The sequence below is a fragment of the Bacillus sp. EB106-04-04-XG123 genome (assembly GCF_058791855.1).
The window spans coordinates 54,509-74,317 of record NZ_JBYTDZ010000001.1; the positions used below are offsets into that span (position 1 = coordinate 54,509).

The 19,809-nt window shown below is 40.6% G+C and carries 17 protein-coding genes; 15 read left to right on the forward strand and 2 right to left on the reverse strand.

Annotated elements, in window-relative coordinates; all coding sequences use genetic code 11:
• The first annotated feature begins 188 nt into the window (after window positions 1-188).
• From AC3WTB_RS00270 to AC3WTB_RS00310, 9 genes are all read left to right on the forward strand, one after another.
• Window positions 189-1,445: an ABC transporter substrate-binding protein gene (locus tag AC3WTB_RS00270; protein WP_492333165.1), complete on the forward strand. Its 1,257-nt coding sequence runs from the start codon at window positions 189-191 to the stop codon at window positions 1,443-1,445.
• Between the two features lie 30 nt (window positions 1,446-1,475).
• Window positions 1,476-2,408 (forward strand): carbohydrate ABC transporter permease, encoded by a 933-nt coding sequence (locus AC3WTB_RS00275; RefSeq protein ID WP_268474575.1) that lies wholly within the window; start codon window positions 1,476-1,478, stop codon window positions 2,406-2,408.
• A complete protein-coding gene (locus tag AC3WTB_RS00280; RefSeq protein WP_492333166.1) occupies window positions 2,408-3,238 on the forward strand; it encodes a carbohydrate ABC transporter permease in 831 nt (276 codons plus the stop codon). The genes AC3WTB_RS00275 and AC3WTB_RS00280 overlap by 1 nt, the downstream gene beginning before the upstream one ends.
• A 31-nt stretch (window positions 3,239-3,269) precedes the next feature.
• Window positions 3,270-4,601 carry an alpha-glucosidase/alpha-galactosidase gene (locus tag AC3WTB_RS00285; protein WP_492333167.1) on the forward strand — a complete coding sequence of 444 codons (1,332 nt, stop codon included), beginning with the start codon at window positions 3,270-3,272 and terminating at the stop codon, window positions 4,599-4,601.
• A gap of 314 nt (window positions 4,602-4,915) precedes the next feature.
• Window positions 4,916-6,376 carry a CoA-acylating methylmalonate-semialdehyde dehydrogenase gene (locus AC3WTB_RS00290; RefSeq protein ID WP_330545145.1) on the forward strand — a complete coding sequence of 487 codons (1,461 nt, stop codon included), beginning with the start codon at window positions 4,916-4,918 and terminating at the stop codon, window positions 6,374-6,376.
• A gap of 211 nt (window positions 6,377-6,587) precedes the next feature.
• Window positions 6,588-8,129 (forward strand): glycoside hydrolase family 43 protein, encoded by a 1,542-nt coding sequence (locus tag AC3WTB_RS00295; RefSeq protein ID WP_492333168.1) that lies wholly within the window; start codon window positions 6,588-6,590, stop codon window positions 8,127-8,129.
• Window positions 8,130-8,164: 35 nt separating this feature from the next.
• Window positions 8,165-9,430: a glucuronoarabinoxylan endo-1,4-beta-xylanase XynC gene (xynC, locus tag AC3WTB_RS00300; RefSeq protein ID WP_039179020.1), complete on the forward strand. Its 1,266-nt coding sequence runs from the start codon at window positions 8,165-8,167 to the stop codon at window positions 9,428-9,430.
• A 141-nt stretch (window positions 9,431-9,571) separates the two neighbouring features.
• The gene (locus AC3WTB_RS00305) at window positions 9,572-10,279 is read left to right on the forward strand and encodes a response regulator transcription factor (protein WP_047203160.1); all 708 of its coding nucleotides are present in this window, start codon (window positions 9,572-9,574) and stop codon (window positions 10,277-10,279) included.
• Window positions 10,280-10,281: 2 nt separating this feature from the next.
• Window positions 10,282-11,685 (forward strand): sensor histidine kinase, encoded by a 1,404-nt coding sequence (locus tag AC3WTB_RS00310; protein WP_492333169.1) that lies wholly within the window; start codon window positions 10,282-10,284, stop codon window positions 11,683-11,685.
• Between the two features lie 56 nt (window positions 11,686-11,741).
• Here AC3WTB_RS00310 and AC3WTB_RS00315 read toward each other — a convergent pair whose 3' ends face one another.
• Window positions 11,742-12,050, reverse strand: coding sequence for a magnetosome magnetite crystal formation protein family (locus AC3WTB_RS00315; protein ID WP_492333170.1), 309 nt, complete (start codon window positions 12,048-12,050; stop codon window positions 11,742-11,744).
• Between the two features lie 343 nt (window positions 12,051-12,393).
• On the opposite strand from AC3WTB_RS00315, the gene AC3WTB_RS00320 reads away from it, so the two are divergent.
• The 6 genes from AC3WTB_RS00320 (at window position 12,394) to AC3WTB_RS00345 (ending at window position 18,745) form a co-directional block, all read left to right on the forward strand.
• A complete protein-coding gene (locus AC3WTB_RS00320; protein ID WP_041085182.1) occupies window positions 12,394-13,236 on the forward strand; it encodes a PRD domain-containing protein in 843 nt (280 codons plus the stop codon).
• A 118-nt stretch (window positions 13,237-13,354) separates the two neighbouring features.
• A complete protein-coding gene (locus tag AC3WTB_RS00325; protein ID WP_487268911.1) occupies window positions 13,355-15,256 on the forward strand; it encodes a beta-glucoside-specific PTS transporter subunit IIABC in 1,902 nt (633 codons plus the stop codon).
• 24 nt (window positions 15,257-15,280) lie between these two features.
• On the forward strand, window positions 15,281-16,744 hold the full coding sequence (locus AC3WTB_RS00330) for a glycoside hydrolase family 1 protein (protein ID WP_212044322.1): 1,464 nt from the start codon (window positions 15,281-15,283) through the stop codon (window positions 16,742-16,744).
• A gap of 157 nt (window positions 16,745-16,901) precedes the next feature.
• On the forward strand, window positions 16,902-17,303 hold the full coding sequence (locus AC3WTB_RS00335; protein ID WP_047203156.1) for a MerR family transcriptional regulator: 402 nt from the start codon (window positions 16,902-16,904) through the stop codon (window positions 17,301-17,303).
• Between the two features lie 29 nt (window positions 17,304-17,332).
• Window positions 17,333-18,253 (forward strand): alpha/beta hydrolase fold domain-containing protein, encoded by a 921-nt coding sequence (locus AC3WTB_RS00340; RefSeq protein ID WP_492333171.1) that lies wholly within the window; start codon window positions 17,333-17,335, stop codon window positions 18,251-18,253.
• 219 nt (window positions 18,254-18,472) lie between these two features.
• On the forward strand, window positions 18,473-18,745 hold the full coding sequence (locus AC3WTB_RS00345; RefSeq protein WP_492333172.1) for a DUF2651 family protein: 273 nt from the start codon (window positions 18,473-18,475) through the stop codon (window positions 18,743-18,745).
• Between the two features lie 144 nt (window positions 18,746-18,889).
• On the opposite strand, the gene AC3WTB_RS00350 is transcribed toward AC3WTB_RS00345, so the two are convergent.
• Window positions 18,890-19,657: a pentapeptide repeat-containing protein gene (locus AC3WTB_RS00350; RefSeq protein WP_492333173.1), complete on the reverse strand. Its 768-nt coding sequence runs from the start codon at window positions 19,655-19,657 to the stop codon at window positions 18,890-18,892.
• Between the last annotated feature and the right edge of the window lie 152 nt (window positions 19,658-19,809).

Below are 19,809 nucleotides of genomic sequence, written 5' to 3' on the forward strand. Positions count from 1 at the left end.
AAAAAAGCAGAAAGCAAGCTGCTTAGCATGATGGCCAGATCATGCTAAGAACAAGGCAGCCTGCCGGTATGCTCTCTTATCTCTTTGAAAAGAATAGAATTCCAGTATAATGGACTTCTTTTGTTTCCGCAACTGCATGAATTCTACCGATTATCGTCTGAATTTTCAGTGATCAAAAGGAGGAAACCATGAATAAAAAAATCATGCTGCTGATTGCAGCCATTTTCTTGACCATGATTTTGTCTGCTTGCGGCTATAACGGTTCTTCTGAAGCAAATGGAAAGGTCACCTTGACGCTATTTTCAACGATGAGCAACAGCGGGGAAAGAAAAGCGTTTGAAGAAGTGATTCGTGAGTTTGAAAAGGAGCATCAACACATTCGAATCGATGCCAATTTCCCAGGCAACAGCTATGAAGATATGATCCGCGTCAAAATGGGGGCAAACGATATGCCAGACCTTTTTGATACACATGGCTGGGCCAAACTGCGCTATAGCGAGTATGTGGCTGATTTAAAAAAGATGGATTGGGTCAAACAGCTTGATCCTTCACTCGACCAGATTTTAAAAGACCAAGATGGCAAAGTGTACGCTTATCCGCTGAATCAAGCAAAAGACGGGCTTAGCTTTAATGCCAATCTATTAAAGAAATATGGCATCGAAGCCCCTAAAACACTTGATGAATTAAAATCGGCTTTGCTGACAGTGAAAGAAAAAAGCAAAGGAGATGTTGTGCCGCTCTGGATACCAGGAGGAGATAACTCAAATATTGCCCAAGTCTTTGATGAGCTGGCGACGCCTTTATTAATCACCGATCAAAAACATCAATACGGAAAGGAACTTGAAAACGGATCATTTGATTGGTCTCTCTATACACCGCTTGCACAATTCATGAAAGATCTGAAAGATCAAGACCTTTTAAACAAAGATGTCCTGACAGCGAAACTCTCTCAAGCACCGGAACTCATGGCGCAAAACAAAATCGCCTTCACCTTTGTCGGAGGATCGTTAGGACCTGAAGCAACAGAGCTGAATCCATCGATCAAAGTAGGCACGATGCCTGTTCCAGCCATTCATGAAGGAGATGAACAAAGCTGGATTGGCGGAGAACGGTTTACTGTCGCTGCTTGGAAGGACTCTAAGCATCTAAAAGAAGCAAAACAATTCATCGATTTTTTAGCAAAGCCTGAAAACGCAAAAAAAATCGCAGAAGGCACATCCTCTGAAACAGCTCTAAAACAAGTGAAAGCGAAAAACTATTACTCTACATTTTACGATCAATACGAACAGGTGAAGATTGAACCGTATTTCGATCGAAAATACTTACCAAGCGGAATGTGGGCGGTCATGGCAACAACGGGTCAAGAATTATTAGCAGGCTCCATCACACCAGAACAGTTGTCAAAGAAAATGGAAGAGGAGTATAAGCGTCTGAAAAAACAATAGCCGATGGATGCTGAAACAGGAGTGAAGCCAATGAATGACATCACAAAAGCAAAGCAGCCAGCCGCATTCACCTCTATACCAAAACAAAAGATGCAAAAACGCCAGAATTCCTCACTTTGGTGGATGTACATGCCAGCTGTTCTCGTCGTCAGTACCTTTATCATTTATCCTTTTTTGAACGGCATTCAGCTTTCTTTTACGAATTGGAACGGTTTCTCACAAACTTATCAATGGATTGGTCTTGAGCAATATGAGCGGCTGCTTCAGGATCAAGCGACATGGCTTGTTGTCAAAAACACGCTTCTCTACGGAATTGGGAGCACCATCTTACAAAATATCATCGGACTTGGATATGCGCTCTTATTAAATCAAAGCTTAAAGATGAAAGCCATCACAAGAACAGTCATCTATTTACCTGTCATGATCAGCCCGATTGCGATGGGCTATATTTGGTATTTTGTGTTTGCTTACCAAGGCGGTGCCTTAAATGATGTGGTGATGCTTTTTGGATTTGATCAAATAAATGCGCTCGGCAACCCGCAATTCAACACATGGATCATTGTGCTTGTCAACACATATCAATTCGTCGGGATTGCGATGATCATTTATTTAGCAGGACTTCAAAGTATCCCTAAGGATTATTACGAAGCGGCACAATTAGACGGCGCATCGAGCCTCCAGCAATTCAGGCGGATCACATTGCCGCTGCTTATGCCGTCGATCACCATTAATGTTGTGCTGAATGTCATTGGCGGGCTCAAGCTCTTTGATGTCATTGTGGCACTCACGGGCGGCGGACCTGGAGATTCCTCGCAATCCATGTCGACCTTTATGTATGATCTGTATTTCAAACGTCAGGATGCGGGCTATGCAGCGACACAAGGGGTTTTCATGGCGATCATCATCCTTATCATTAGTGTCGCAGCGCTGATTTATTTCAAACGAAAGGAGACCGAGGTGTGATGGATAACGCCTATAAACGCAAGAAAAGATGGTACTCCTTCCTCGCACTATTGATTACATTGCTACACCTCATTCCATTTTATATTTTAGTGACGACTTCATTAAAAGGGATAGGAGATTTTAGCTCAAAATGGCTGTTTCCAAAAGCGCTGCACCTTGAAAACTTCCGCACAGCATGGACAGAGGCTCAGCTTGGCCAGTCCTTTTTGAATACAGTGATCATTACGTTCAGTTCCGCTGTATTGCTCATTATCTTTGGATCTCTTGCAGCCTATCCGCTTGCAAGAAGGAACACAAAGCTGAATAAAGCTGTCTATGTTTTATTTATTGCCATTATGGTCATTCCGCCGCTCACAGCCCTTGTCCCGCTCTATAAAATGGTCGTTCAAATCGGGATGATGAACACCTATCAAATTGCTATTTTAAATAATGTGGCTGCTTTTTTGCCGCTGACGATTTTCTTATACGCAGGCTTTATCCAGTCGACCATTCCAAAGGAGCTTGAAGAAGCTGCCCGTATTGATGGAGCAGGGACACTCAAAGTTTTTTTCACTGTCGTTTTTCCGCTTCTAAAGCCCATTACCGCTTCTGTATTAATCATTGCCTGCGTGTATATTTGGAACGACTATCAATTTGCTATTTTCTTTTTGCAAGATAAAGAGATGCATACACTCACGGTCGCCTTATCCCATTTTTTTGGTCAAAATCAGCATCAGCTTCAGCTCGTTGGTGCAGCTGCCCTCATTGCGATGCTGCCAATGGTTACGATGTTTTTACTTTTACAAAAATATTTTATCGCAGGTCTTTCACAAGGGTCTATCAAAGGCTAGCCCAATATGGATGTAAAAAGGAGAGTCGTCTATGTCTAAAATTACATTTATCGGTGCAGGGAGTACCGTGTTTGCTAAAAATATATTAGGAGATTGTCTGTTTGTTCCTGCCCTTGCAGGCTTTGAATTCGCATTATATGATATCGACCACAACCGGCTGAAAGAATCAGAAACGATGCTACGGCATTTAAAAGCAAATTACGGTGCAAATGTGACCATCCAGTCCTATCAAAACCGGAAAGAAGCCTTACAGGATGCGAAATATGTCATCAATGCCATCCAAGTTGGAGGCTATCGGCCAAGTACAATCATTGATTTTGAAATACCTAAAAAATATGGATTAAGACAAACGATTGCAGATACGGTAGGGATCGGTGGCATCTTCCGTTCCCTTCGAACCATTCCTGTCATGCTTGACTTTGCAAAGGATATGGAAGAGGTTTGCCCAAGTGCTTTATTGTTAAATTACACAAACCCTATGGCCACATTGACAGATGCAATGCTGCGCTATACTCAGATTCAAACAGTTGGTCTCTGTCATAGTGTGCAAGTGTGTACAAAGGACCTATTTGAATCTCTTGAAATGGAACATGAAGGCATTGAAGAAAAAATCGCCGGCATTAACCATATGGCATGGTTATTAGAAGTGAAACGGGACGGAAAAGACTTGTATCCAGAAATCAAAAGACGAGCAAAAGAAAAGCAGCAATCGCGGCATCATGATATGGTTCGTTTTGAACTAATGGATAAATTCGGCTATTATGTCACAGAATCCTCAGAGCACAATGCCGAATACCATCCATATTTCATCAAATCACAGTACCCAGAACTAATCGGTCAGTTTAACATTCCGCTTGATGAATACCCGAGACGCTGCGAGGAACAAATCAACAATTGGAATACAATGAAGCATGACCTTATAGGAAACACACAGATCACACATACCCGCTCTAAAGAATATGGTTCCCGGATCATTGAAGCGATCGAAACGAACGTTCCCTTTAAATTTGGCGGAAATGTTCTGAACACTGGCGGGCTCATTGATAACCTGCCTAAAAAAGCCTGTGTAGAAGTACCATGTGTGGCAGATCGAAGCGGCATCATGCCATGCTATGTCGGAGAGATACCTGAACAATTGGCTGGACTCAATCGAACGAACATCAGCTCACAGCTGATGACAATTGAAGCAGCAATCAGCGGTAAAAAAGAACACATTTATCAAGCGGCTTTACTGGATCCACACACAAGCGCTGAACTATCAATTGATGACACCATTAAATTATGTGATGAACTCATTGAAGCACATGGAGAGATGCTGCCAAATTATATAGAACCAAATCAATATGCCGCATCAACCAAATAATATCAATGAACCAGCCTCTACCTGATGCACAGCGCATCAGGTTTTTCTTATGAAGCAAAAAGAAGATTGACTGAGGGCCATTTTCATATTATGATTTTTCTGAAGTTAACCAACAGTTAACCAAAAATACATCATGAATTTTTGGCATTCTCGTGTCATATGTCACAAACAAACCAGATGATCACAACGTAAACCCAAACTGCCGTTTGATTTGACAAAGAGTGTATACAGATGAATGCCCGTTAGATGAGACAATGACGATACATACACACCCTTAAAGCATGACATTCTTTAACAAAGAGGAGAGAGGGAACATGACCAAAACAGATGTACAAACGTTGAAAAATTATATTGGCGGACAATGGATTGAGGCAGAAACAAGTCAAACAGAGGCAGTGTATAACCCTGCTACTGGCGAAATCATCGCGGAAGTGCCGCTTTCAACAAAAACAGATGTTGAACGTGCGGTACAAGCAGCACAGGAAGCGTTTACTACTTGGTCTAAAACGGCTGTTCCCCGGCGTGCACGCATTTTATTTAAATACCAGCAGTTACTCGTTGAGAACTGGGATGAGCTGGCTGAACTCGTAACGATTGAAAACGGAAAAAGTGTAACAGAAGCAAAAGGAGAAGTGCAGCGCGGGATTGAATGTGTGGAATTTGCTGCGGGCGCACCGACGTTAATGATGGGAAAACAGCTGCCAGATATTGCGACTGGACTTGAATCAGGCATGTACCGCTATCCAATTGGCGTCATCGGCGGCATTACGCCATTTAACTTTCCAATGATGGTTCCATGCTGGATGTTCCCGCTTGCCATTGCCTGCGGAAATACATTTGTTTTAAAACCTTCAGAACGAACTCCTATTCTTGCGGCACGGTTAGCTGAGCTGTTTGAAGAAGCGGGTCTTCCAAAAGGTGTTCTCAACATCGTTAATGGAGCTCATGATGTCGTCAACGGCCTGCTTGAACATCAAAAGGTCAAAGCCATATCATTTGTCGGATCTCAGCCAGTCGCTGAATATGTCTATAAAAAAGGAACGGAGCATGGCAAACGTGTCCAAGCACTTGCAGGCGCAAAGAATCACTCCATTGTCCTCAAAGATGCGGATTTAGACGCGGCAACGAAACAAATCATCGGGGCTGCCTTCGGATCAGCAGGAGAGCGCTGCATGGCCGCAGCCGTTGTCGCAGTGGAAGAAGAAGTGGCTGATGAGTTGATTCAAAAATTAGTGGATGAATCAAACGAGCTCGTCATTGGAAACGGAATTAATGAAGAGGTCTTTCTTGGGCCAGTCATTCGAAAGGAACATAAAGAACGAACGCTTCAATACATCCAGTCAGGGATTGAAGAAGGAGCAAGCCTCATTCGTGATGGCCGGCAAGACCACGAAACAAATGGAGAAGGGTATTTCATCGGACCGACGATCTTTGATCATGTCACAAATCAAATGAAAATTTGGCAGGACGAGATTTTCGCCCCAGTCTTATCAATTGTCCGTGTTTCTTCATTAGCAGAAGCCATCGACCTGTCCAATCAATCAAAATTTGCGAATGGTGCCTGCCTGTATACGGACAGCGCATCAAGCATAAGAGAATTTCGCGAAAACATCGAAGCGGGCATGCTCGGTGTAAACATCGGTGTACCCGCACCAATGGCATTCTTCCCGTTTTCCGGCTGGAAGGATTCTTTCTACGGAGACTTGCATGCCAATGGAACAGACGGAGTGGAGTTTTACACAAGAAAGAAAATGGTCACCGCTCGTTATATGTAATCATAAGAAGAAAAAATGCAGCCCCAGCATGGGAGACTGCATTTTTTTGTTGTCTTCTAGTCAAAAAGTAAGGGTTTTCAACGTGATTCCAGCAAGGATTTACACTAGAAATCATTCTTTATATTCATTCTTCATCAGTACCTCTCAACATATTTTGAAATTGGGCCTAAACCCCAATATTAGGAAGATGAAAACAGGAGGAAATGAAACGATGAGGACGAGGATGAAGTGCGGCGTTGGTTTATTGATTCTTGCTTTGGTACTGAGCTTTTTACCGGTATATGATGCGAGTGCGGCAAGCACAACAATTGCAAAACGTGTAGGAAATGCCAACCCGCTCATAGACCACCACTTGGGCGCTGATCCATTTGCGCTCACCTATAACGGAAGAGTGTACATTTATATGTCGAGTGATGACTATGAATATCACAGCAACGGAACGATTAAGGATAATTCTTTTGCCAATTTGAATAGGGTCTTCGTCATCTCTTCAGCAGATATGGTGAACTGGACAGATCATGGCGCGATTCCAGTAGCTGGGGCAAATGGAGCGAATGGCGGCAAAGGAATTGCCAAATGGGCAGGTGCTTCCTGGGCTCCATCAGCAGCGGTGAAAAAAATCAATGGGAAGGATAAATTTTTCCTTTATTTCGCGAACAGCGGCGGAGGGATTGGCGTTCTGACAGCAGACTCCCCCATCGGTCCATGGACAGATCCTATCGGAAAAGCACTCGTCACGCCAAATACACCAGGGATGGCTGGAGTTGTATGGCTTTTTGATCCTGCCGTTTTTGTAGATGATGACGGCACTGGTTATCTATATGCCGGCGGAGGTGTTCCAGGCGGTTCTAATCCCACGCAGGGACAATGGGCGAATCCTAAAACAGCAAGAGTTCTAAAACTAGGGCCTGATATGACAAGTGTTGTGGGCAGCGCCTCGACCATTGATGCTCCTTTTATGTTTGAAGACTCGGGGATGCATAAGTATAACGGAACCTATTACTATTCCTATTGCATCAACTTTGGCGGCTCCCACCCAGCAGATAAACCACCTGGTGAGATCGGTTATATGACGAGCTCAAGTCCGATGGGTCCCTTTACGTATAGAGGGCACTTCCTGAAAAATCCGGGTGCATTTTTCGGGGGAGGCGGTAATAACCATCATGCTGTGTTCAATTTTAAAAACGAGTGGTATGTCGTATATCATACCCAAACGGTCAGCTCTGCCTTATACGGAGCAGGAAAAGGCTACAGATCTCCGCATATTAATAAGCTTGTGCATAATGCTGACGGCTCCCTTCGAGAGGTAGCAGCCAATTTTGAAGGGGTTAAACAGCTTTCCAATCTGAATCCTTATCAGCGTGTAGAAGCTGAAACATTCGCATGGAATGGACGCATTTTAACAGAGGCATCTTCAGCTCCAGGCGGACCGGTCAATAACCAGCATGTCACAAACATTCAAAACGGAGATTGGGTGGCTGCCAGTAACGTCGAATTCGGATCAAACGGTGCGAGAACATTTAAAGCGAGTGTAGCGTCAAATGCAGGCGGGAAAATAGAAGTACGCCTCGGAAGTCCTGACGGCAGACTTGTCGGGACACTGAATGTCCCTTCCACAGGGGGAACAAATAACTGGCGAGAAGTAGAAACGGCAGTAAATGGAGCAGCAGGCGTGCACAACGTATTTTTTGTTTTTACTGGAACAGGTGCAAACCTATTTCAATTTGATTCCTGGCAGTTTACTCAAAGGTAACGAAGAAAGACAAGATGATAGGAGAGTGGAAGAATTTGATGTCAATGATCAAAAAACCAATCTGCACTTTATTGATCTGCTTCACCATGCTGTCTGTCATGTTCATCGGACCTGGCGTAACTGAGGTTTCAGCAGCAGATGCCAATATTAATATCAATGCGGAAAGACAAGTGATTCGCGGCTTTGGTGGAATGAACCATCCGGCTTGGATTGGTGATTTGACCGCACCTCAAAGGGAAACCGCCTTTGGGAATGGGCAGAATCAATTAGGATTTTCGATTCTAAGAATTTTTGTAGATGAGAACAGAAATAATTGGCACAGAGAGGTCGCCACTGCCAAAAGAGCAATAGAGCATGGAGCTTTGGTGATCGCTTCACCTTGGAATCCTCCAAGCAATATGGTAGAGACCTTCAACCGGAATGGTACATCTGCAAAGCGGCTCAGATACAATCAATACGCCGCATATGCTCAGCATCTGAACGATTTTGTGACGTATATGAAAAATAATGGCGTCAATCTCTATGCTATATCTGTACAAAATGAGCCCGATTATGCACACGAATGGACATGGTGGACTCCTCAGGAAATCCTGCGTTTCATGAGAGAAAATGCTGGCTCCATTAATGCCCGCGTGATCGCACCAGAATCCTTTCAATACCTTAAAAATATATCAGATCCTATCCTAAACGATCCGCAGGCGCTTGGAAACATGGACATTCTCGGAGCCCATTTGTACGGAACCCAAATCAGCCAGCTTCCGTATCCTCTTTTCAAACAAAAGGGAGGGGGAAAGGAGCTTTGGATGACAGAGGTCTACTACCCGAATAGCGATAACAATTCAGCGGACCGCTGGCCTGAAGCATTAGGGGTTTCAGAGCATATTCACCATTCGATGGTAGAAGGGGACTTTCAGGCATATGTTTGGTGGTACATTCGCAGATCCTACGGCCCTATGAAAGAAGACGGTCTAATCAGCAAACGTGGTTACAACATGGCGCATTTCTCCAAGTTTGTACGCCCAGGATACATCAGAATTGATGCAACGAAAAGTCCTGAACCGAATGTTTTCGTATCAGCCTATAAAGGAAACAATCAAGTCGTCATTGTCGCGATTAACAAAAACAATACAGGAGTCAATCAGCACTTTGTGATGCAAAACGGAACTGCTTCACAAGCGTCAAGATGGATCACAAGTAGCAACAGCAACCTTCAGCCTGGTACAGACTTAAATATATCAGGTAATCAATTTTGGGCTCATCTCCCGGCTCAAAGTGTGACAACATTTGTGGTCAAACGCTAGAATTTAATTGAACCACCAAAAGCCAATTTTCTCGTTTCAAAAGAAAATTGGCTTTTTTTATGCAAATAGGAAGTTGATTTTTTCACTATGTCCTTACATTGGGTATAATAATGGCAATGACTTCAGGAGAGTGATCAATGTATGCCAAAGCTTCAAAGCAAAGTATTAATGATCGATGACGAAAAAGAAATCTTGGAATTAATCAACACTGTATTAACAAGAGAAGGCATTGATCGCGTCATCACAGCTTCAACTGCCCGTGATGGGCTTGCAAAATTTCATCAAGAACAACCCGATCTTGTCATACTTGATATTATGCTGCCAGACGGTGAAGGCTATGATATTTGCAGACAAATCAGAGAGACCTCCCATGTTCCGATTATCTTTTTATCAGCAAAGGGAGAAGAATCCGACAAAATTGTAGGACTTGCCATCGGCGGAGATGACTACATTACAAAACCATTCAGTCCAAAGGAAGTCGCCTACCGGGTGAAAGCGCAGCTGAGAAGGATCTCATACTTGCAGTCAACTCAAGCCGATCCCGTGATCAAAAAAGGGCCGTTTGAGTTAAACGAGCAGCAAGCAGAACTGACTAAAAATGGAGCGGTCATTGAGCTCACGCCGAAAGAGCTTCTGCTGATGACCTACTTCTTGCAGCATCCGAACCGCGTTATCAGTAAAGAAACGCTTTATCAAACTGTTTGGGGAGAAGACTTCTTCGGTTCTGACAATACGGTAATGGTTCATATCCGAAGACTTCGGGAAAAAATAGAGGATTCCCCGTCAACACCAGAGTTTCTCGTCACCGTCAAAGGGCTTGGTTATAAATTTGTTGTAAAGGATGCGTAAAGATGAAATGGCGATTAACAGGCAGGTATATGGTCTCTGTCATTATCGTGACCATTATCACGGTCTTTATCAACTTATTCGGATTTATGATTTGGCTCGTACTTCAGGCAAACAGCCAGCATAACGAGGAAAATACGCCCGAAACCTTCACAAGATCATTTGAACAATACGTCTCTTTTTCTGATCAAGGAATTACCGTAAACAAAGAAGGGCAGAAAGCCTTAAAACAACAGAATGCATGGATTCAAATTTTAGACGAAAATGGCCAAGACGTGTATCATGCGCAGGCACCTAAAGGATTAAAGAACAAATATACACCGATAGAAATCGTGAACTTACATAAATATAAAGATAAGCAATTATTATCGACCATTTATGCTGGCGGAAAAAAAGTAAAGGGCAAAGAATACAGCTACTTTATCGGATTTAAAGACCCTTCCATCGGAAAGTACCTATTCTCGTTTGACACGAAGGACTTAGTAACAAGATTCAATATCGGGACGATGATTTTATTATCAATTGATGCCATCATAGCGTTACTCATTGGTTACTTATTCAGCCGGCAGCTCACAAAACCGCTTGCCCGTGCCATTCATAGCATCCAGCGGCTGGCAAACGGCGATTACACGACAAATCTGCCTGCTAAAGGAATTTATAAAGATGTCTTCTATAATGTCAATCACTTATCAGAGCAGCTCGCTTCAAGCAAAAAAGAAAAGGACAAACTAGAGCAAATGCGGGAAGAATGGATCAGCCATATTTCTCATGATATTAAAACGCCGCTAGCTTCTATTCAAGGCTATGCAGAAATCCTCAAAGATCCAAAGTATCCTCTTTCAAACCAGGACATCAGACATTATGCGGGCATCATTGAGAATAAATCATTGTATATCAAAGATGTCATGGAGGATCTGAATTTAACGACAAGGCTGAAAAATAACGGCGTCATGCTAAATAAAGAGCTGGTCAACATTGTGTCACTGTTGCGGGAAACGTTAATTGATATTTTAAACGATTCAAGATATGCCGATCAGACGATTGAGCTTCAAACGAATGAAGACAAGCTCATGCTGAATATTGATAAAATCCTCATTCGAAGAGCGGTCACCAATCTGATTTTAAATGCCCTCGTTCACAATGATCCTGATGTGACGATTATTGTACAGCTTGAACAAAAAGAAAGAACCCATATTACGATTCAAGACAACGGCAGAGGAATAGAAGAGGCAGAGCTGGAAAAAGTGTTTGACCGCTATTACAGAGGGACGAATACAGGAGTTTCGCATGCAGGCTCTGGTCTTGGGATGGCTATTGCAAAGGATATTTTCGTCAAGCACGGCGGGGATATCACGATCCGCAGCAGTGTAGGAAAAGGAACAACAATTGACATCCAACTACCAGCATGAAAACATACAAAAAAAACGGTTCTGATCAACAACAGAACCGTTTTTTCATCTATTATTTATTCTGAAAACACTTTGATGCCTTTCACAATGTTCCAAATGAAGAAGTAGATAGCAACAAGGAATGTTACTGCATATGTCGCAATTAAGAAAGGCCCCGCATGGCTGATATCTTTCATACCAAGTAAACCTGAACCAAGGATGCCAATACCAAAAATCAAATAAGGAATAATATGCGTCCATAATGATTTTTTCGCATGATATTTCAGGTCGTCCTGCCCTAAGAAATAGACGATAATTGGGAACAAAAATGGTGCAAAAAAGATACTAAAGTAACATAATGAAGACAAGATTTTATTTTCTCTCAAAACGTTTCACCTCTATGATTTATTCACTACAAACTCATTGTACTACCTGAACCTTAACCTGTATTAATCCGAACCTTACAGCAACCTTAAACTTATTTACCTTTTAAAATAATTTATAAACGACATACTATAATATAGGTATTTAAATCTATTTTACCGAAAAAAATAGTTGACTTTGGTTTATCCTGTGTTTACAATAAAGTCGTAACCGATGCAGGAGTGTTACTGATATCATCAGGCACCACCAAGTCAGGTAAACATGTTGTACATTTGTACGTTGTTTGCTGAGATTTTGGTGTTTTTTTATGCTTTTTTTAGCAGTTTTAGGTAAGGTGGGATGAAGATGTTCACCGTCGTTAAAGTTTTAAACAATAATATCGTATTAGCTCTAACAGACACGCAAAATGAAGTAGTTGTTTTTGGTACAGGAATAGGCTTTAAGAAGAAAAAAGGTGATACTCTTGATGAGAGCGCTGTCAGTAAGACATTTTATTCTGATCAGACGTCTCCATTAGAATCTCAACTTGCCGCTATCCCAACTGATATTCTTTTATTAACTGAAAAAATCATTCATATGGGCGAAGAGATGTTGAATAAAAAATTAGGTTCCAGCATGCTGTTTTCGCTATCTGATCATCTTACCTTTTCTATTCAAAGGCATCAAGAAAAAATGGAATATGAAAACCCTATCGTATGGGAAATTCCACATCTATATTTTCAAGAATATCAAATTGGGAAAAAAGCACTTAAAATTATTCAAAAAATGATGGGGATTACCTTTGAAGATACAGAAGCTTCACTCATTGCCCTTCATTTTGTAAACGCTCAAATAGATGGTCAGTCTATGGGAGATACGATTAAAATGACCCATCTCACGAAGGAAATCGTTAAGATTATTCAAAACATTTTCGAGATGGTATTAGATAAATCATCGATAGATTATTCGAGGTTTATCACTCATTTGAGATATTTTATTGTCAGACAAGAAACAAATCAACCGCCTCAGCAGATGGATGATTCATTAAAAGAATTAATTCAGGATCGTTATATGAAGAGCTATGCATGCGGTTTGATTATTAAAGAAATGTTAAAGCGTGAATTTAATTGGAATGTCACAGAAGACGAACTTGTTTTTCTAGTCATTCATATTGAAAGAATCACAAAGAAACATCAACAGAATACATGATTTCTTTTAGGCGTGTTATGAAAAAGCATTAACCTAAACAAATCTCCATTTAGAAGAATGGTCTTTCTAATGGTGGATTTTGTTTAGGTTTTTTTTGTGAAAATGAAGGGGTGAAGACATGAACAACAAAGAATTGGCGCAAGAAATTATCAAATTAATCGGCGGAACAGGCAATATATCTCAAAGCTGGCATTGTATTACGAGGCTGAGATTTAATATCAACGATGAAAAACAGGTAAAAGTAGATGAACTGAAAACAGTAGATGGAGTGCTCGGAGCGCAATTCCAAAGCGGACAATTCCAAGTCATTATTGGAGCAAAAGTTGCAGAAGTCTATGAGGAAATCGACCAATTGATTGGTGACAGTAGCAATGATTCTTCTACTGCTAAAAATACGTCAAAGATGAATCCAATCGAAGTCGTATTCGATGTCATTAGCGGAATTTTCACACCGATTTTGCCGGCGATTGTTGGTAGTGGATTGATTAAAGGGATCATGGCTTTGTTCGTTAGTTTAGGCTGGCTGACGGAAAAAAGCTCTACCTATGCTGTACTACAAATCTTTTCAAATGCTGTCTTTTACTTTTTACCTTTCCTCATTGCTTATTCTGCAGCGAAGAAATTTAAGACACGAGAATCTCTCGCGATGGCACTCGCTGGGATTTTATTGTATCCCACGATGGTGGAAGGGGCAGCAAAAGGGGCAGATCCACTTAGTTTTTTAGGATTGAGTATTCCATTAAATAATTATACTTCTTCCGTTTTACCGATTATTTTAGGAGTACTGCTACTTAGCTTTATCGATAAGTGGATAACGAAAGTCATTCCAAAATCCTTAAGCATCGTATTTACACCGGTACTGAGCTTAATGATCACAGCGCCTCTTACACTAGCTTTCATAGCGCCTATTGGAAACGTTTTCGGTCAGTATTTAGAGATCTTTTTCACTTCTTTATTCCATTTTGCTGGACCGATTGCAGGTTTATTAATGGGAGGCCTCATGCCTTTAATTGTGCTAACTGGGATGCATTATGCATTCTTCCCTAGCACGTTTGCCAGCTTTGAAAAAGTTGGATACGATGTCATGCTGCTTCCGATGAACTTTATTGCCAATATGGCACAAGCAGGCGCCGTTTTAGGAGTCATCATTCGCACAAAACGAGTAGAAACAAGGTCTTTGGCATTATCAACATTGCTGCCGAGTTTCTTTGGTATCACAGAACCTGCCATTTATGGAGTCACACTGAGATTGAAAAAGCCTTTCTATGCTTCATTAATTGGCGGGGCAGTTGGCGGATGTTTTTATGGTTTATTTTCAGTCAAAACGACAGCATTTTCAATTCCAGGTATTACATCTCTGCCAACTTACATTATGAAAGGCACAAACAATTTCCAGCTCGCTTTAATTGGAATAGCGCTGAGCTTTTTGGTCTCACTGCTTGTCACTATGTTCCTTGGTTTTAAAGAACCTGCCACAAAAGAAGAAGGTCAGCCGCTAAAACAAGGAAAGTCATCTAAAGATTCAGAGCATGCAGTCAATCAACAAGCTGCCAGACAAGTAAATCCTTATGAAGTACAAGCACCTATAACTGGTCAGGTCGTTCCTTTATCTGAAGTCAATGATGCCGTCTTCTCAAGCGAAATGATGGGCAAGGGAGTAGCGATTATGCCTGATAAGGGGGTGGTACAAGCACCGTTTTCCGGAAAAGTAGTGACCGTTACACCTACTAAACATGCAATAGGTTTGGTTTCAGATGATGGGATTGAATTATTAATACATGTAGGGATTGATACCGTCAGCCTAAATGGTCAATTCTTTGAGGTATTGGTGGAAGAAGGAGATGAAATCAACATTGGGGATCATTTATTATCATTTGATATAGAAGGAATTCAATCAAAAGAATTAAATGTCGTGACACCTATTATCGTCACTAATTCCTCGAAGTACCTGGATGTGATCCATACAGGTGACTCTTATGTCAACGCAGGAGAAAATAAACTCTTAATGCTCATTCATTAATCATAAATAGAAGGGATGATTGAAATGAAAGAATTAAAAAAAGGTTTTTCAGATAATTTTCTATGGGGTGGCGCAACAGCTGCCAATCAAATAGAGGGCGCGTATTTAGAAGGCGGGAAAGGGCTGTCAACTTCAGACTTCGCGGCATATAAAGATCCCTATGCACAAGGAAAAGTAAACAACTTTACATTCGATGTTAGTTCAGCTGAACTAAACAAATACAAGGAAAATCCTGATGCATTTGATTTCCCAAAAAGACGCGGAATTGATTTTTATCATCGTTATGAAGAAGATATTGCACTATTTGCAGAAATGGGATTCAAAGTCTTTCGTTTGTCTATTTCATGGGCAAGAATCTTTCCAACAGGTTTAGAGGACAAGCCGAACGAAGAAGGATTGGCTTTTTACGATAAAGTATTTGATGAATGTGCGAAATATGGAATTGAACCGCTAGTAACGATGTCTCATTATGAAATGCCGATTACTTTAACAGAGAAATATAATGGATGGATGAGTAGAGAACTTGTCCCATTGTTCGAAAAATACGCACGTGCGATTTTAGAAAGATATAAAAACAAAGTGAAATATTGGATTACATTTAATGAAATGAATATGAACCTCAATAGTCTTTATACAGGTGCTGGCATTTTAGAGGATTTAGTAGACCATAAATTACAGGCTGCTTACCAAGCATCTCACCATCAATTTGTGGCAAGTGCATTAGCAGTGAAGGCAGCGAAGGAAATCATTCCAGATGTCCAAATTGGCTGTATGATTAACCAAATCGAAGCCTATGCAAAAACAACAAAACCAGAGGATCAGCTGCAGGCAGTTAAATCGAATCAATTGAATATGTTCTATCCTGATGTTCAAGCTAGAGGCGAATATCCAACATACATGGTGAAATATTTTGCAGATAATCAAATTAAGCTGGATATTGAAGAGCAGGATGAACAAATTTTGAAAGAGGGCACTGTTGATTTTGTTGCAATCAGCTACTATATGTCACACGTAGCAGAAGCGCGTGAAGATGCCGCTGAGCTAGCGGGTACGTTTGACAGTCCAATTAAAAATGAACACTTGGAATTATCACAATGGGATTGGCCGATCGATCCAATGGGTCTGCGCATTTCATTAATTAAACTGTATGACAGATACCAAAAGCCTTTATTTGTTTGTGAAAATGGACTTGGCGCAAGAGATACATTGACACAAGATGGAAAAATCCACGATGATTATCGAATTGATTATTTGAAAAAACATATTGAACAGATGAAAGAAGCAGTAAAAGAAGGTGTTGACTTAATGGGATACACACCTTGGGGCTGTATTGACTTAATCAGCTGCGGAACATCTCAAATGACTAAACGCTATGGTTTGATCTATGTGGATCAAGACGACCTAGGAAATGGTACACTGAATCGTTACCGTAAAGATTCATTTTTCTGGTACAAAAATGTTATCGCATCAAATGGAGAAGACCTATAAAAGCAGATTGAATGATGAAAAACACCATCTCAGGGCGCCTTAACCGGCTGCATGCGATGGTGTTTTATTTTTCACGAAAACATCTCTTGACCTTGAAGTATAGTTCAACCTTTATAATGTAATTATAGTAAGACAAAATCACAAAAAAGGAGTAACAATGGAGTTGATGACTAGAGGTGAACTTGCCAAACAAACTGGAATAAGCCCTGCCGCAATTCGTTACTATGAAGAACACAACATTTTACCTGTCCCGAGACGCCGTTCGAACGGTTATAGACTATACACAGAAGATTATATTGTGAAAATTCAATTGATCAAAGATGCCAAATCATTGGGTTATTCACTAAAGGAAATAAAAGAAATATTGGAAATGCTGAGTCAAGATATAGAACTTGATACTTTAAAAAGAATTGTAAAACATAAACATGAAGAAATTGAAAAGAAAATCAAAAGCCTGCGCCTCATTCAAGACCTTTTATCTAACTTATTAAAGACTCCTGAGAAAGAAGTACAAGTGTATCTCAAATCATTTCGTGTGATGAATCAGGATGACGAATAAACATATCTGCTTAAAGGAGAGAAAATAAAATGAGTGTCGAAATTTATAACGGAGAACGTTCTGAAGAAAGTATTCAATTTGAAACATTATTCACGTCCCAAAGTAATAAAGAAAGTTTTGCTAGTGTCGAAAAAACCAAAAACTTTCTATCTCAAATAGAAAATATGAAGCCTTATGCAATCGGAGATGATGTGAAACTAGTGAGTGAAATAAAGGAGCAAATTTTCGAAGGAATGCAGGTTTTCACATTGAATGACCAAATGTCGAAAAATCAAAAGGTGATTCTCTATATACATGGTGGCGCTTGGGTAAACCAGCCTCTTAATTTCCATTGGTGGTACATGGATAAAATGGCTCAATCCCTTAATGCCAAAGTGGTCGCTCCTATATATCCTAAATTACCTCATTATAGCTACCAAGATACTTATCCGAAAATCTTAAATCTATATAAAGAAATACTAAAAACGGTTGAGAGTACCGATCAATTAACAATTATGGGAGATTCAGCGGGCGGAAATATCTCACTTGGCCTGGCGCATCTCTTAAAGATGGAAAGTCTGCCGCAGCCGAAGGATATTATTTTATTATCTGCATGTGTTGATATGAGTTTAAGCAATCCTCTTATATCTGAATATGCCGATAAAGATCCCATTCTAGCGCCAGAAGGAATAGATGTCATTACAAAAATGTGGGCAGCAGATAAAAAGGTAACTGACCCATTAATCAGTCCAATTCACGGAGACTTTCATGGTCTTGGGAAGATCACTCATTTTATTGGAACACATGATATTTTATATCCAGATGCACTAAAGCTAGATGAAAAGCTAACAGAACAAGGAATTAATATGAAAACCTTTGTTTATCCAGAAATGCTGCATGTGTTTGTCGTCATGCCAATCCCTGAGGCACAAGATGCTCAGGAAAAAATCATTCAGGTGATAAATAGTTAGGTCTTTTTCACACATCAAAATGCTCTGACTTAAATATTCGAAAAAATAGGCTGCTTACTAAAAGCAGTCTTTTTCCATTCAACATGAAATACATTTAGAATGTCAATTCACCTCAGATTAAAAATTCCTTAAATTCCAATTTTTGTTTACAACGCGCGGATTTCCTATTAATATGATACATATTCGGTTCTTCACCGTTTCATAAAGGAGAGTGACATGATGAGTGTTTTCTTTCTTCATCCTATGGCGCTGATCTTATTTACATTGCCTTTGTTATCTTTGATTTGGGGGATTGTTGGCTACTGCATCTTTAAGCGAGTTTATATCGTTCTTATCATCACATTTGCCATCTCCACTATTTTCATATTTGCCTATACTGGGTTTGACCTGTCAAATATGTATTGGGTCGTGGTGATGACCTTTTTATGCATGTGTACCTCTGTCATCACAAAAATCATTCGCTATATGTATGGCCGCTATAAAAGAGCATAACGAAAAAGCTGATATTCACAAAAATCAGCTTTTTCCATATAGAAATACATGGCGAACTAGTCAAAGTGAAAATCGGTGAACTGATTCCACTCAAATATACTAGAAGTTGATGTACGACCTAGACTTAGCAGGAAGAGGGACGCATCAAGCGTTCTCTTTGTTACATTCCAGATAACTGAAAAATCGCTCCACAAAATCAGCCCCATGTATTTTCTCCATATGCGCCGTGTTAAAAATATATTGTTCCATATGCTCAAGCTTGCGCAGGCTGCGTACCAGTACTTTCCGATCCTCGTCAGAAAGGTGAGGGTCATGATTTATCTTCAGCAATGCCTGTTTGACACGCGCAGAGACCTTTTCAACATATAGATGGTTTTTGGAAGCTGGCGGAATACATTGCGACAGGTCACAGCCTGTAAAGCGAACACCGTCAAGAATGCAGTTTTCAAAGTTGGCGATCAGCTTTTGTTTACCATTTCCCTCAAACGTTATATCCACTAGCTTACCGGTAAAGGTACAATGAACAATATTCGCTGCTTGTAAAATGCGGTCATTAAACCTACATTGATAAAATGTACAGTTGATAAACACAGCATTCTCCAATGTCATTCCTCTCATATCACAGGAGGAAAATTCGCAATTCGTAAAAACAGCCTCGCCTTCAGCAATCCCAACAGAGCGCAAATCGGAACGAATAAAAGTACAATGCTCAATCGTACTACCTGCAAAAAACCTCGCATTCGTCAGATCACAAGTATTAAATACAAGATGACGCAGCTGACAGCTCCAAAATATAGGTGAATGAACATTCGATTTGCTAATCGTCGATCCGCTTATCGTTTCGTGTTCATACCTGACAATATCAGAAAATATTTCATTGTCTACTGACATACCAGACTCAAGCCTTCTCATTGTGATCACCTATCTTTTAATCTTTAACCAGGATGAATACCTTCCAAAAGTTCATTCTGTTTCACTGAACGGCTGGCATTGACAAGTTATTATATCATAAAGCTCGAAACATAAAGAGAGCGATCATCATTTTGAAAGCGCTTATCTTGCAA